Source organism: Yersinia rohdei ATCC 43380 (genome assembly GCF_000173775.1).
GTDB lineage: Bacteria > Pseudomonadota > Gammaproteobacteria > Enterobacterales > Enterobacteriaceae > Yersinia > Yersinia rohdei.
This window is the reverse complement of the sequence record NZ_ACCD01000006.1, coordinates 19,303-34,567: the sequence shown is the minus strand read 5'-3', so window position 1 is coordinate 34,567 and position 15,265 is coordinate 19,303. Positions and strand designations below refer to the sequence as shown.

Sequence of the window (15,265 nt, the reverse complement as noted above, 5' to 3'; positions counted from 1 at the left end):
TTATTGTGAACGTTACTATTTGGGCAATGAACACCACAATAGCTATTTCAATCTCCTCCTATTCACAATATCCAACAGATCTTCAAGTTCTCTTCCATAGTCATTGGGTTCAAAATTTTCGGTAATACCATTCAACATATACTCATTAGATATTAAGCTACACAGCTCTTCGAGCTCATTTAATATCAGCGTTTCAGCAATAGCTTTCTCGGCAAGTGATTGTTTGGAAGCTTCACTAATATTACATAAAGCGGTGATTAAATTCTGCTGATGCCGATTTAGATTCTCATTCATTTTGCAGTTCCCGCAGATAACTTATCCCAGCCTGTAACCACTCTTCCTTCTTTATTGACGACAATAACTGCATCACTACCTGTATATCTAAATGTTGTCCCATATTTTGATGGGATATACTCGATTTTCAATGGATTAACCCAAGCACTATCCATTGCACTTTTACTTACCCCTATACCACCATCTCTTCCCGCTATTTGTTCTAGTGCATGTTGAGAATAGCTCGTTATTTTCGGTAGCTGGGTAAGCTCAATATCACCCTTTGCAACGACTAAGAGCCAATCGCAGTGCCGCACCAATATTAGCTGGGGGGCTGTTGGCTGAGATCACTACATAATCAGCTTCAGTGATCCCTTTGCCACTCCATGCTTCCAGTTTTTCGTGGTAAGAGGGACGCAATGTGATCATTCCGTTCTGGCTTTCTATACCGCAGCTTTTCATGCCGTTAAACATGGCTCGTTTAGTTTTATAGCCATATTCGTCCATGATCGACTTAACCCATTCTTCATATTGCGGTACAACCCGCCCCCTGATATCAAAAAAATCAGGGTAATCTTTAGGATGAAGAAAACGACTTGCAGCTAAGGCTTCAACGATAGCATGGCCTATAGTTTCATCTTCAGATGAAGCAAGTAGATTAAATTGCTTCCCTTCTGGATCTGGAAGGCAATTCCAATATCCTGAATATGTTTCAATAAATACAAAATCCTTATTGGTCTTCGCGTAAGCCCAAAATTTCTTATCTGGCTGTTCCATAATTAAAATTACTTCACCGTTGTTATAATGACCTTCACACCTAGTTCTTGACCGTATTCGATTGCTCGATTTATCTGAGTCCATTGTGTTGGTGTAGTTCCTGTTGGCACTGCCACACGCAATTCACGAAAACCAATCATGCTACTACTCAGAGGAACATTATCTAATGTGTAATCCGTAAATCTCGCAGCTGAATCAATGTTACCCTTAAGAGACGAATAGACCCGATTAGGATTTGCCACTCTGGCCGCGGTCGTAGTATCTAAGGTTTTTACGCTGATGGCAGTTCGACTAATAGGATTATAGTAATCAAATGTCTTAAAATTCGCTGGCAACCGTGAATTAGCCGGAAGCTGTGTTCCTACATAATTTTCCCACGGCATACCTTGCTGCCGAATGCCTTGCCCCCATCGAATGCCCGTAGTTGCCTGACTTACGCTCGCGATCCCTGGTTCACTAAACTTCCTTACCTGCTTGCTGGCTATGCGCGTACTACCCGCCGCTATACCACCCGCTGCGGTAGCATAGCCACCATATTCTACCAGTAGCTTACCCGCTTCTTTTCCTGAATCATAGGCACCGCGGGTGCCAGCTTGCTGATAATGTGCTTCCATGCGGTCAATCCGCGCCAGCCAGTCTTGCCTGATACCTCGCGCCACCGTTCCTACTGCATCATCGCTGTTAATCAGCTCGCGCAGTGCCATAAAGGTTTGTTTGGGCTCTTGCAACAACCCCACCAACTCAACGCCGCTGTCGTACAGCCCCTCTGGCACACCAGCAACCATGCCCGCCGCAAAGGCACCGTCTTGTTTAGCGCTGGTTACCCCCCACTTAATAAATACTTTCCCCTTATCTGCCAGTGTGTTGGCGGCATTCATCTCAGCTTCCATCAGTTTTTGTTGATGGTGACTGAGATAGTTATAACGAAACGCAACTTCAGCTGCATTGGCTCCGCTGTAGGCCCCTTCGGCTTTGCCGGTAAAGACTGCACCGACCACCCCACCGAGGAACCGGGCGAGCTGGGCCTGACGTTCAGATTTCGCCTGCCAGTGCTGCGTGCCAATAAAGTTCTCGCCCATTACTGCCCCGGCCAGTTCTGCTGCCAGTGCACCGGCGGCGGCTCCATTGCCACTACCACCGCCAATTTCAGCCGCTACCCCGGCCACCAATGCATGGCTCAGTGCTTTACCCGGCGCACCTAACACCTGGCCGTTATTACCAATTAAATGCGCCCCTTCGGCATGTAATTGAGCGCCAGTATTGGCAAATAATGCCGTGGCCAAATTATCTTTAAAGCTGCCGCCATTGATGCCAGTATCCAGGCTGGAACGAATAATTGATTGACCAGCAACTCGCTGCGCAGTCTTGCTCCAATCGCCATTGCTCAGGCGCGGTAATTCAGCCGCATGGGCACTGTTGGCAGTGCTATCAAAACCTAAGGCAGCATCAAATCCAGATAGCGCCCCGCCAACCGCCATTGAGGTCACCAGCGACTTCACCGATGATTTACTGCCTAATTCTTTGAAGGTTTTAGAGATATTCCCCTGATTATTCACCAGCGATACCGCCGCCTGCGATGCCAAAGAAGACATTCCGGCCGTCACCGCGCCTCCGGCCATCCCACCGCCTGCTGCAGCTCCGGCCGCCGCAACCAACCCCGATCCTGCCGTTGCCGCCGCCACTGCAATGGCAATGACGACCGCAACCACCGGATTTAATTGCTGGCTGCGGTGATCCCAACTGTGGTAGGCATCCATCACTTTTTGCCACTGCACATCGTCGCGCAGATTCAAATCTTTCAGCCATTGATTTCCGGGGGTATGGCTGAGTGCAATCACGGCATTGCGCAATGACTGGCCATTTTGGATTTTTATATCGGCGCTGATACCTTGAGCCGCATCAACGGTTAATTCGCCACCGGTATGAATGTTAGGCAAAACCCATTTTTCTTCCTGATATCCCTTATCACTTTGTTTGATATAAAAACCTTTCGATAAAGTCGTTTTTTGCTCAAACGTAGTATTTTTGACTGCTTCAAAAATCACTTTACCGTGCGTACTGGTTAGCCTGGCATTTTGACCTGCGGCGATTTTGCTGGCCTGATATCTGCTGTCATCACGACTTAGCAGACTGATATTTCCATCAGCCGTAAACTCCGTGACCTTATTGCTGGCTGAATACTGAACATTATGGTGCGTTTTCTTCCGCCCCCACCACTTGCGGCTACTCCAGCGCTGTTCTGCATGGCTGGTTTCTTCCATTGCCTGGGCGAATAGATAGCCACCTTCAGCCGCGATATCCATCACCTTCTTAGCCATCAATTGAGTGGCCTGAAACAAAATACTGCCATTTGAAATTAGCGTCAGAATACCGCCGCTATTAAGTCGAGTCGGCTGTTGCAGCTTATTAAAACTGAAATTATCACCACCGCCCTGATGCTGTTCATTCAATAGCGACTCAAAGCGCATATTACTGCCGGAAGTCAGCGTCATATCGTCGCCAGAGGTGAGTTCTGCCCCATAGCCGAGTAATTGATGGTTCGCCGCGACATTAAGCGCTTTACCCGCATGTAATCGAGTGACTATATGACGATCCTGGCGCTGACCCCCATCCAAATCATCAATGCCAGAATAGCGCACAGCCGCCAGCTGGATATCCTTACCTGCCAAGAGGTTAATATTGTTGTCAGCGGAAATCTTGGTAGCTTGGGCCAGAATATTGCGGCCAGCATTGATTAATACATTACCTTTAGCATTAATCTGAGCACTAAGTTCTGGAGTGCGAGAGGCAACGGAGAATAGCTGGTAATCATCTTCTGGACGGAAAAAATCCTCTGATGGTGGACGGTCAAAATTAAATGAAATATCACGCGGTGACAGATCAATATCACGAGCGGCATGCAAGTTAATGTCTTGCCCTGACTCTAGCGTTATTCCGTGTAGGGTCAAATTATTGCCGGCATTAAAGGTTATATCCTGATGACTTTTTAGTTTTCCCGGCAAAGAGAATAGTGTATTAAGAATCTGTATACTTTGTTCTCTGTTGAAAATTTTCCCACCGTGCATTTCATCTAATAAATCTTTGCTGTGCGTAATGTTAATATCATTATTTGCCAAAAAATAAATATTATTGGCGGGGTGTAATAAGGTATCGGTCAAACTAATACTATTACCCGCAGTGGCACTAAAATCCCGCTTAGCATTTATCTGGCTAATAACTCGGTGCTGGTCAGGCTGCAAATAGTGCTTACTGTCATAATCTTGTTTGAATTTAATATTACCTTTTCTGCTCAGCAACATAACATCGCGCCCAGCAATTTCACCGCGTACGGCATTAATATCATTCAGTGCAGTAATGGAAATATCTTCTCCGCGTAAATAAGCATCATTTAAGTTAATTATATCATCAGCAATAAATGTGACATCACCACGGGCCTGTATTAAATCATTGCCAGAAATAGTATTAGCATGCAGCAAGATATTATTACCTTTTACCACTGGTTGTTTCGGTTCTTTAAGCACAAAGCCAGAACCATCGGTAACAAGATTCTCTGATGCTAGCGGATAAAATTTAATATTATTACTAAAATCAAATACCACATTTCCATCTGTGGTGATTGCACCATTGTATTTTTCTGACTCAGTCCATATAGAATGCCAATATTCCTCTCTGGATGAGTTACTGTGATGCATGCCATTCCATACCATATAATCAATAAACTCATCCTTTATCCAGCCACTATAGCTACTATTTAAAAAATCCTTCCCAGTCAGGAAAATATCCTTTTTTGCATTGATATTGCTAATGGTATTAGTCAGCTGAGTAGCGTTAATATAGAGATTATCACCTGAATATATTGTTGCTGCGGGCGTCATCTCAGTTATCTGATACAGACTCCGCTCAGTATTCACCTTATATAAAAGCTGAACACTTAGTGCATGAATAACTCTAAGAGTTGCTGTATCAAACCATTCACTGGGAAAACTATCGGGAAGCTGATCTTCTGAAATTTCGCCGGTATCTATAAAAGATGGATCATAAGGTATTGAATAGTCATAAATTTGTGCATGGGTAGAATCCGGCGTCAACGCCTCCCAGTCAGTACTAAATATTTGGCGGGAATTATCCAGTTTTTCGGTTCGAATGATTAAATCACTGTTATCAGTTTTAATAGTGCCTGACTTATTTTCGATCAGTGTGGTTTTATTACCTTCAGCATCTTTTTGTATCCACATCTGGTTTTTAGCATGCAGCTTAGCCGAACCGCCAGTGTTATATACTTTGTCGCTAAAAATTCGTATATCACCTTCTGAATTTATTTGACCGAAATTATTTAATTTGGTATTTACCAGTGTAATATCTCGCCCACTGAGTAATTTACTGCCCACAGAGACGCTGGTATTTTTACTGGTGATATTAAGATCCTTTTTCGCAGTAATATTTCCGGAGGTTATATCCCCCGCAATATCAATCGTAATATCCCCTTGATTGCTAACAATATTATTAAGATTGGCATCCATGCCTTTTTCCGTTGATACCAAACGGATCCGATCAGTATACATTCCACCCAATACACTGGTATCTAATGCCAGTGCGGGCGTGGCTCGCGACACAGGCACAGGTTGAATATGGCCATTCTGGTAATTAATCCGATTAGCTCCCAGAATAATATCAAGCTGATTAGCATAGATTTTTCCCTTAAGATTCAGCGTGCGGCTGATGAGGGTGGTGTCTTGCTGGTGGAAAGAACGTAATCCTTTATCATCTACTGTAATCTCTCCGCCCACCACATTGAGCCTGTCCAACTCACCCAACCGGTTCAACATCGGTCTTCCGGTGGTTAAGGTAATCCCCTCCATATTACTAAACCCGCAACCATTGCAGCTCAAACCATTAGGATTGGCGATAATCACATTAGCCTTTTGGCCAAAGACACGCAGCGAGCCATCCAGTAATGAAGGTTGACGGCTGGTGACCTCGTTGATAATCAACTGGGCGCTATTACCCGTTAAATGTGGATTGGCCGCTAAGTAAGGTGTTTGAGCTGTATGTAGAGTCGCGTTAGCGTTATTTAACACGGCCCCTGCTGGTGGAACATTAAAGTCGCGGTAGCGATTATGGGAAACTCCAGCAGTATTCGGTGTAGCAATATTGACTACCAGAATCTCATTATGGATTTGGACTTGAGTTTGAGGATTATCCGGCTGAATACCAGCGGCAATCGCTGGATGTAACGGCTGCACCGCAGTGAAATAAACCAGTAGCCAACTAACTATGCGTTGATAAGCAAATCCTGCCATAAATTCACCATCCTGGTATTGTGTCGGGTTAACACCCCATTCGCAGCCTGCCAATAGGCAACACAGCGACTCGGTCAGAGGAAGTAGCTCTCGAGTTAGCCTACACAATTCGATATGAAAATTTTATCGCAGTTTGACTGATTTTCTGTTTAACCTATTATTTATAAAGAAAATAATAATTAACATTGCACAAAATAATATTGATAACTATTGAACCAACAATCAAAAATCTGCCAAATCCTTAACCTGACTTATCAATTATGCATTTCAGCTATTCCCATCATCCTGATTGACGCGGTATAAGAAGATCCTATTTTCTATATGACGTCGCACAAGGAAGATGCCCCTCCATGAACCGCCTCCCTACTCTGTATGGCATTATTGCAATCCTGCTGTGGAGCATGAGTGTTGCCTTAACACGCGGGTTGTCTGAAACCTTGGGGCCATTTGGCGCGGGTGCGGCTATTTATACTGTCAGTGGGATTTTGGTGTGGCTGGTCGCTGGTAAACCGACGCTGCGCGGGCAACATCCGGCTTATCTGTATGGTTGTGGTTTACTGTTTGTGGTGTATATGGTGGCTTTTGCCCTGGCTATTGGTATGGCAAATGATCGCCAGCAAACACTTGAGATTGGCCTGATTAACTATCTGTGGCCAAGTCTGACTCTGCTGTTGGCAGTGCCATTGCTCAAATTACAGGCGCGTTGGTGGCTGTGGCTGGGGGCCGCGCTGGCATTATTTGGTGTGGTTTGGGTGGTCAGTGGCGGTGATGGGTTGGATGTTAATATCCTGCGCACTAATGTCAGTAGTAATCCGCTGGCCTACAGTCTGGCGCTGATTGCGGCCTTTACCTGGGCGGGTTATTCCAATTTAGTGCGGTTGTACAGCCGTGGCCCCGGGGCATTGCCTCTGTTTTTACTCGCCTGCGCCCTGTGCCTGTGGATCATGTTCTTTATGCTGACACCCGGTAAGTTGCATTTTACTCAGCGCGCCACCTTTGAGTTGCTGTTGATGGGAGCAAATACCGCGCTGGCTTACCTGTGTTGGGATAGCGCCATGAAAAAAGGCAACGCCACATTGGTCGCGGCCCTCTCTTATTTCACACCCTTGTTATCAATATTGATTGCCAGTTTATGGCTCAATACCCCGCCCTCGGCCGCATTCTGGCCGGGTGTGAGCATGGTCGTTATCGGCTCACTGCTCTGCTGGTCTGCCAGCCGCCATACCCTTCGCACTTGAAGCCGCAGGGGTGTTAGCTTCTCTCACCCACCCGAATCACTTACTGGAGTAAGCTCATCGGGATAAGTTCGCTGGCTGCCTACCTGCAACTCCAAGTTCTTTGGGTATATTTTTATTACTTGAAGCCACAGAAGTATTAGCTTCTCTCACCCAAATTACTTATTTGAAGTGATAAAATTGCGGTAGCCTTTCAAAACTAACAAAAAATCCTCCAAACCACACAGACAAAGGCTTTCCTCATCATAGTAATTCATGCCTTCTTCCATCTCATCGCCGTCGAGATCCAGTTGATTGGCTCGCACCATCACTTCTTCGCCATCCAGCCATAAGGTGTATTCATGCCCCACCAGCTGCCATTGGCGCTCACTGCCTTTAACTTCAGTGGCAGCGGCTTCAATTTGATCCAGTTTCGCCAAATCACCTTTAATTTCTTCATTGAGCCAGTGGCCAATCACTTCATGCCCCATGGAAAATCTGACGAGCACTTGCCCTGTTAAATCACGCAAGAATTCATAGTCCATAGCACGCCCTCCTGATGCTCTTTTATTGAGTGTAATCGTTATTGGCGGCCTGACTTGGCGCTATCTCGCAAAGCCGGTAAATACCCGTAAAAACGCCAATCAAACTTGGTAGTTAAAATAAAAACGGGAGGCCATTGGCCCCCCGTTTGTTTAGCTGGTGCACCTTATACCCAAAGTAATTGCAGCTGCAAGTACAAAGGATAGAGTGGGTTACACGGCGGTTTGGAAAATCACACCATCAGCTTTATCTGTATATTGAGTCAACTGATCAAAATTCAGATACCGGTAAGTATCTGCCGCACTCTTATCAACCTGAGCCATATAAGTTTGGTATTCATCAGGAGTCGGCAGACGCCCAAGCAGTGAGGCAATCGCCGCCAGCTCAGCCGAGGCCAGATAAACATTCGCCCCAGTGCCCAAGCGGTTCGGGAAGTTACGGGTGGAGGTAGATACCACCGTTGCGCCATCCGCGACCCGCGCCTGATTACCCATACATAATGAGCAACCCGGAATTTCAACACGCGCACCGCTTTTACCGAAGATGCTGTAATAGCCTTCTTCCGTCAGCTGGGCAGCATCCATTTTAGTTGGCGGTGCGACCCACAGCCGAGTTGGCAGTTGGCCTTTATGCTGATCCAATAACTTACCTGCCGCCCGGAAGTGGCCAATGTTGGTCATGCACGAACCGATAAAGACTTCATCAATTTTGCTGTTGGCAACATCAGACAACAAACGCGCATCGTCCGGATCGTTTGGCGCGCACAAAATTGGCTGAGTAATATCCGCCAGATCAATTTCGATCACTGCGGCGTATTCTGCATCTGCATCGCCTTCCAGCAGATTCGGATCCGCCAACCAGCTTTCCATGCCATTAATACGGCGCTCCAGAGTACGACGGTCACCGTAGCCTTCTGCAATCATCCATTTCAACAGCACAATGTTGGATTGCAGGTATTCGATAACCGGCGCTTTATCCAGTTTAATGGTACAACCGGCAGCAGATCGCTCAGCAGAAGCATCAGCTAATTCAAAGGCTTGCTCGACTTTCAGCTCTGGCAGACCTTCAATTTCCAGGATTCGTCCAGAGAAAATGTTTTTCTTGCCTTGCTTCTCTACAGTCAGCAAACCTTCCTGGATAGCATAGTAAGGAATGGCATGCACCAGATCACGCAAGGTGATCCCCGGCTGCATTTCACCTTTAAAGCGCACCAGTACAGATTCCGGCATGTCCAGAGGCATTACGCCCGTCGCGGCTGCAAAAGCCACCAGACCAGAACCCGCTGGGAAGGAGATCCCAATAGGGAAACGCGTATGGGAGTCACCGCCAGTGCCAACAGTATCTGGCAACAGCATGCGGTTTAACCAGGAGTGAATAATGCCATCACCTGGGCGCAGAGACACACCGCCACGGTTCATAATGAAGTCAGGTAGAGTGTGATGGGTGGTCACGTCGACTGGCTTTGGATATGCCGCAGTATGACAGAATGACTGCATCACCAAGTCAGCCGAGAAGCCCAAACATGCCAAGTCTTTCAACTCGTCACGGGTCATTGGCCCGGTAGTATCTTGCGAACCGACCGAGGTCATTTTAGGTTCGCAGTACTCCCCCGGACGCACACCGGTGACACCACAAGCACGGCCAACCATTTTCTGTGCCAGCGAGAAACCTTTATTGCTTTTAGCAACCGGCTTAGCGACACGGAATACCTCACTCACCGGCAAGCCCAAAGATTCGCGCGCTTTCGTGGTCAAACCACGGCCCACGATTAGGGGAATGCGACCGCCGGCACGAACTTCGTCCAACAATACGTCGGTTTTAAGCTCGAAAGTGGCTAAGATTTCGCCGGTATCATGGCGACGAACTTCGCCAAGATATGGGAAGATATCAATGACATCGCCCATGTTCATGTTGGCTACATCGACTTCAATTGGTAACGCACCGGCATCTTCCATCGTGTTAAAGAAGATTGGCGCAATTTTGCTGCCCAGCACCACACCACCACCGCGCTTATTCGGCACGTGAGGGATGTCGTCGCCCATAAACCACAGCACCGAGTTGGTGGCGGATTTGCGAGAAGAACCGGTACCGACTACATCACCAACATAAGCCAGTGGGAAGCCTTTTTTATTCAGCTCTTCGATCTGCTTGATAGGGCCAACACTGCCCGGCTGATCGGGGTGAATACCTTCGCGCTCATTTTTGAGCATCGCCAGCGCATGCAATGGGATATCAGGACGAGACCAAGCATCAGGAGCCGGAGACAAGTCATCGGTGTTGGTTTCACCGGTCACTTTAAAGACAGTTACCGTGATTTTCTCTGCCAGCGCCGGGCGAGAAAGATACCATTCGGCATCCGCCCAGGATTGCATCACTTTTTTGGCGTGTGGGTTACCTGCTTTAGCTTTTTCTTCTACATCGTAGAAATTATCAAACATCAGCAAGGTGTGAGATAAGGCTTTGCCGGCAATCGGTGCCAGCTTCTCATCATCTAACGCATCAATCAGCGGATGAATGTTATAGCCGCCCTGCATGGTACCCAGCAGTTCGATTGCTTTTTCTGCGGTAATCAGGGGAGAGTGGGCTTCGCCTTTGGTGATTGCGGCCAGAAAACCGGCTTTAACATAGGCGGCTTCATCAACACCGGGTGGTACGCGATTAATCAGCAGGTCTAACAGGAATTCTTCTTCGCCTTTAGGCGGATTTTTTAATGCTTCAACCAGCGCGGCCATCTGTGATGCATCCAATGGCTTAGGGACGATCCCCTCAGCAGCACGCTCGGCTACGTGCTTACGGTATTCTTCTAGCACGACTCTCTCCTCGCTATAATTATCATTTATTTTGCCAGGCTTATTGTTACCACCAGCCATCATCACTGATGCAGTAGGTGTAAGGTAAGATGCCCAGTTTCGCTCAGCCAGCATACCAGTATTTGAACTCTGTGTTAATTCGTTCACATAAAAGCAACATTAAATTTTTGCTGAATCGTTGAGTACAGTGTAATCATCTTAAGGAATGATAATGGCTCGCAGTTAGCCTGTGGTAACAGGGTAATATTCGCAAAAATGGTTTATCCACAGAGACCGGCTTCGCATATATCTAATAGATTTCAAATTGCCGCCTTCCTGCAATTTGAAATCTATAATAACCATAACTAATGAATGGATACCATCTCTCTCTGAGCATCACGTGTTATCGGTATGACTTTTAAAGCGATGAATAACGAATGGAAGATATTGTGGTGATAAAGGGAACAGAAACAGCTAAAAACAACTGTTTCTGTTTTGACGAGAGTGACATACCCAAATAATGAGAGTTGCAGGTAGGTAGCCTGCGAACTCATCCCGATATACTCACCTGAGTGAGTGATTCGGGTGACAAATCTACCGGGAGCAGATTTAAACGCGGCCTATCCTTGGCCGAGTCACGAACCTGGCTAACCCCCAGCCTCTTCAAGTAGGCAAGAGATAATTTTAGAACTGGGTGTTTAGGCTAACAAAGAATGTACGGCCGGGTTCGTTATAGGTTGCCGCCCCCGCACCGGCGATATTCGCCACATTCTGGGCATTACCCTCACGGAATTGGCGCTTATCAAACAAGTTTTCAATCCCCGTGGTCACACTGACATTCTTGGTTACCGTATAGCTGGTACTAAGCCCAAAGATGGCATAGGGGCTGACTTCATTAAGCGCAGTGCCGGTGACCGGCAAGCCTTGATAGTCATATTTCTTCGGCTTCTGACGCCCATACCATGTCACCGTCGACAGGAAGGACAAATCCTCCGTGGCCTGCCAACTCAGTGAGCTGTTCAAGGTGAATTCCGGCGTGATGGACAGGTAATCACCGGTAGTTTTGTTTTTCGATTCCAGCATATAAGTCAGATTACTGCTCCACTGCACGGTATCGGTGAATGGCACAGTTAAGTTACCTTCCAGCCCTTCAACCAATGCTTTCGGCACATTCTCCCACTGGAAAATATCGGAGTTGGCATAAGCGCCGCTACCGCCATTGGCGGTTCCCATAGAGACCAGGCCCGGCTCAATCTTATTGCGATAGTCATTACGGAAATAAGTGATACCGGCAATGATGCCGTCATTGTGGAACTCGAACCCAATCTCTTTGTTCACACTGGTTTCAGCCGACAGCGAGTCATTGCCCATCAAATAACAGCTGCCGCCACCGCCATAACAGCCCTGACCACGGCTATATAACAGGTAGTTAGGGTTGGTTTGATAAAGATTTGGGGCTTTATAGGCCCGCGCAATTCCCATTTTCATGGTGAAGTAATCGCCCAGCTCTTGCGACAAATTCAGCCCTGGGCTCCAGTTACTGCCTGCGGTGCTGTGATGGTCAAAGCGCAGCGCAGGGGTGAGCATGGTGGTATCTGTCAGCTCAATATTATCTTCAACAAATACCGAGGCTATCTGCGCAGAGGTGCGGGTATTGCGCCCAGTACCGGTTAAACCACTGACTCTGCCGCCCTCACTGGTAGTTTGGGTATTGGAGGTCGGGTCATTCATTTTCTGGTCATTCCATTCCGCCCCCAGAGTCAGCACCTGATTAACCCCCAATTCGAAGGGCAAGTTAATCTCGGAGTGGGCCAAATAGTTTTCCAGCTTGATGGTACTGAAATAGTTATTAGAGAAAATGCCTTCAGTTCCGCCCGCCAGCCCCTCATTGATTCGTGAGTTACGCGTATCTTCATACTGAATATAAGACGTGGTACTGACACCGCTATCCCAAAAACCGCGATGTGTTAGCGAGTAATTATCGCGGTACATCACGTTGGTTTCCGCGCCATACAAACTGCGCACTATCGCATTGCTGTTGGTATTTTGTGTATCACCGGCATAAATATTCCCCTGCCGACTATAACCCGCCTCGAATTCCAAAGATTGACCTTGCGCGAATTCCCAACGCAGTAACCCATTGATATCTTTATTGCGAACCCCTTCACGGCCAGCAGGCAAGGTTCCGGCCTGATTACCAGTGCGGGCAGACTCATGACCGGCGTTGATATCCCAATCATCTGCATCAGTTTTATTGTAACCACCATATAAGCGGAAACTGAGACTATCCGTTAACGGCCCCATCAAGCTAAAGTCAGTACGACGGGTCGCCCCTTCTTCACTGTGCTGGGGCAGATTCATGTAAGCATTCCAGCTGCCGTGCAGCTCTTTATCCGGCTGTTTGGTGATGATATTCACCACCCCACCGGCAGCGCCATTACCATAGCGAGCAGCCGCTGGCCCACGCAATACTTCGATTTTCTCAACCATATTCGCCGGCACCCAGTTGGTATCACCACGGGTATCGCGCTCGCCACGCCAGCCATAGCGCACCGCATTGCGGCTGGAAACCGGAATGCCGTCAATCATAATCAGCGTGTTTTCAGGCCCCATACCGCGAATATCAATCTGACGATTGTTGCCGCGCTGGCCGCTGGCTGAGTTACCAGAAAGATTCACCCCCGGCATGGTACGAATAATTTCAGACAAATCATTCGCCGGAGGACGTTTTCGGATATCTTCTGCGGTAATCGTCGAAGCACCCAGCGCCTGACGGACTTGCTGTTGAGCTGTCACCACCAAGGTATCGCCCGTCGCCGCGCCGCCCTCTGTTGTGGCTGTGGCGGTGGCGGTCGCTGGCGATGATGTCGCCGCTGTTGTTGGTGCGCTTTTTATCGTTGCGATATCAGACGCTGCTTGAGTTGTAGCTTGCGTCTGCGCCCACAGTGGCGTTGCAATACAGATCCCAATCAAACTCGCTAAGGTCGTCAGAGCGCGCTGCTGCCGTGTTACTTTCATTACCCTATCCCCGATGCAAAAGCTCACAGCAAACGCCAGCAGAGGAAAATCTCTACCAATCTATTCACGGAGCAACAAAAACGAACAAGATTGATAATTATTTTCATTATCAATTCATCGCGCTAATTGTTACATTTGCAACTAGAGAAAAGGTTTGCGAAAACAGCAAAGCTCTTTGTCAAAACGTCAATGTCAGTGGAGAATTTGTTATGCCCCCAGAGAACAAAAAACTATCAGCCGTGAATAACAACCGGTCGGTGGGAAATAAAAACTCGTCTGTGGTAAATAAACATAAGCTGCGCAATGTTTCTCCCTCGGCCAAACCTATTTATCGCGACCAAATTATGCTGCAATCCCATCTGGTCGCCACTGACTACCAACTGAGCGGTACCAAATCATCGACCACCGATCCGGTATTATTTGGCGATTTTCAGGTCGTGCGGCTGAACCCACATCTGATTTTGCATACCGCGAATGTGACTAACCTTTACGATATCAAGACCCAGAACCAACTCAATCCAGCACTGAAGCTGGCGATAGTGGTCAGCGGCAGCGCACATATTTCATTTGGCGGTAAGCAACTGCATTTGCAGGAAAAAGGCGATGCTTCGCTGGTTTCTCTGACTGAAAATACCCTTTTTACTCGCCTGGGTAAGAACAACAGCCATGAACGCACCCTGACCCTCACTTTTGACCGTGAATGGTTGTATGGCGATTTATTACCTCAGGCCAGCGAGTGGGAAACACTGTATAACTTTACTCAGCAGCATCTGGCGATCCATTTATGGCGACCATCAATACAAGCCCGTTCGATTGCACAGCAAATTGCCAGCGCGCCGCCCGTCAAGACACCCTTGGAACGTTTACGATGGGAAACTCAATGTATTGGTTTGATTATTGAAGCCTTTAGCTCACTAGAGCAACAAGCTCAACAGCAAAATAAAATATCATTACGTGGACTAAATCGTGTTCAACAGGTGCGCGACTGGCTGGAAAGTGGTGAGGCCGACCTTCTTTCAATGGATGAATTAGCGCGGTTAGTCAATATGAGTGCCAGCACACTGCAACGCCGTTTTCGGGAAAATTATCACACCACGGTATTTGAATATTTACGCCATTGTCGTTTAAAACGCGCCATGCTGGCACTCCAGAAAGAAGGTATCAGTATTGATCAAGCTGCCACCATAGCCGGATATACTCGGGCCGCTAATTTCGCCACTGCATTGCGGCGGATGTTTAATATTACCCCCAGTCAATTACGCAATGGGTTCCCGCTCTAAAGTAAATAAATTCTTGTAGATAAATCATCACATCTACATTAACCAATTACTTTATTAAATAATGAATCCCA

The 15,265-nt window shown here is 47.3% G+C and carries 9 protein-coding genes; 2 read left to right on the top strand and 7 right to left on the bottom strand.

Features of this window, described 5'->3' with window-relative positions; translation table 11 throughout:
• Window positions 1-42: 42 nt before the first annotated feature.
• The 4 genes from YROHD0001_RS0117615 to YROHD0001_RS11610 form a co-directional block, all read right to left on the bottom strand.
• Window positions 43-294 carry a hypothetical protein gene (locus tag YROHD0001_RS0117615; protein ID WP_032816511.1) on the bottom strand — a complete coding sequence of 84 codons (252 nt, stop codon included), beginning with the start codon at window positions 292-294 and terminating at the stop codon, window positions 43-45.
• Entirely contained in the window at window positions 291-449 is a 159-nt protein-coding gene (locus YROHD0001_RS20425) for a hypothetical protein (protein WP_004714109.1), read from the bottom strand. Before YROHD0001_RS20425 ends, YROHD0001_RS0117615 begins: the two co-directional genes overlap by 4 nt.
• Window positions 450-549: 100 nt before the next feature.
• Window positions 550-1,050, bottom strand: a complete 501-nt coding sequence (locus YROHD0001_RS11605) for a contact-dependent growth inhibition system immunity protein (protein ID WP_004714108.1) — start codon at window positions 1,048-1,050, stop codon at window positions 550-552.
• A gap of 8 nt (window positions 1,051-1,058) precedes the next feature.
• Window positions 1,059-6,350: a DUF637 domain-containing protein gene (locus YROHD0001_RS11610; RefSeq protein WP_004714107.1), complete on the bottom strand. Its 5,292-nt coding sequence runs from the start codon at window positions 6,348-6,350 to the stop codon at window positions 1,059-1,061.
• A gap of 350 nt (window positions 6,351-6,700) precedes the next feature.
• Between YROHD0001_RS11610 and yddG the strand changes: the two genes are divergently transcribed.
• Window positions 6,701-7,588 carry an aromatic amino acid DMT transporter YddG gene (gene yddG, locus YROHD0001_RS11615; protein WP_004714106.1) on the top strand — a complete coding sequence of 296 codons (888 nt, stop codon included), beginning with the start codon at window positions 6,701-6,703 and terminating at the stop codon, window positions 7,586-7,588.
• A 155-nt stretch (window positions 7,589-7,743) separates the two neighbouring features.
• On the opposite strand, the gene yacL is transcribed toward yddG, so the two are convergent.
• The 3 genes from yacL to YROHD0001_RS11630 all read right to left on the bottom strand — a co-directional run bounded on the left by yacL (window position 7,744) and on the right by YROHD0001_RS11630 (window position 13,914).
• On the bottom strand, window positions 7,744-8,109 hold the full coding sequence (gene yacL, locus YROHD0001_RS11620) for a protein YacL (protein ID WP_032816510.1): 366 nt from the start codon (window positions 8,107-8,109) through the stop codon (window positions 7,744-7,746).
• Between the two features lie 210 nt (window positions 8,110-8,319).
• On the bottom strand, window positions 8,320-10,917 hold the full coding sequence (gene acnB, locus YROHD0001_RS11625) for a bifunctional aconitate hydratase 2/2-methylisocitrate dehydratase (protein WP_032816566.1): 2,598 nt from the start codon (window positions 10,915-10,917) through the stop codon (window positions 8,320-8,322).
• Window positions 10,918-11,580: 663 nt separating this feature from the next.
• Window positions 11,581-13,914: a TonB-dependent siderophore receptor gene (locus YROHD0001_RS11630; RefSeq protein WP_004714103.1), complete on the bottom strand. Its 2,334-nt coding sequence runs from the start codon at window positions 13,912-13,914 to the stop codon at window positions 11,581-11,583.
• Between the two features lie 209 nt (window positions 13,915-14,123).
• On the opposite strand from YROHD0001_RS11630, the gene YROHD0001_RS11635 reads away from it, so the two are divergent.
• Window positions 14,124-15,194, top strand: coding sequence for a helix-turn-helix domain-containing protein (locus tag YROHD0001_RS11635; protein WP_081452041.1), 1,071 nt, complete (start codon window positions 14,124-14,126; stop codon window positions 15,192-15,194).
• Window positions 15,195-15,265: the final 71 nt, after the last annotated feature.

Excerpts from the sequence above, each read along its gene's own strand:
- yacL (WP_032816510.1), bottom strand. The coding sequence starts at position 8,109 with ATGGACTATGAATTCTTGCGTGATTTAACAGGGCAAGTGCTCGTCAGA.
- YROHD0001_RS11635 (WP_081452041.1), top strand. The coding sequence starts at position 14,124 with ATGCCCCCAGAGAACAAAAAACTATCAGCCGTGAATAACAACCGGTCG.
- YROHD0001_RS11605 (WP_004714108.1), bottom strand. The coding sequence starts at position 1,050 with ATGGAACAGCCAGATAAGAAATTTTGGGCTTACGCGAAGACCAATAAG.
- YROHD0001_RS11610 (WP_004714107.1), bottom strand. The coding sequence starts at position 6,350 with ATGGCAGGATTTGCTTATCAACGCATAGTTAGTTGGCTACTGGTTTAT.
- YROHD0001_RS20425 (WP_004714109.1), bottom strand. The coding sequence starts at position 449 with ATGGATAGTGCTTGGGTTAATCCATTGAAAATCGAGTATATCCCATCA.
- YROHD0001_RS0117615 (WP_032816511.1), bottom strand. The coding sequence starts at position 294 with ATGAATGAGAATCTAAATCGGCATCAGCAGAATTTAATCACCGCTTTA.
- YROHD0001_RS11630 (WP_004714103.1), bottom strand. The coding sequence starts at position 13,914 with ATGAAAGTAACACGGCAGCAGCGCGCTCTGACGACCTTAGCGAGTTTG.
- yddG (WP_004714106.1), top strand. The coding sequence starts at position 6,701 with ATGAACCGCCTCCCTACTCTGTATGGCATTATTGCAATCCTGCTGTGG.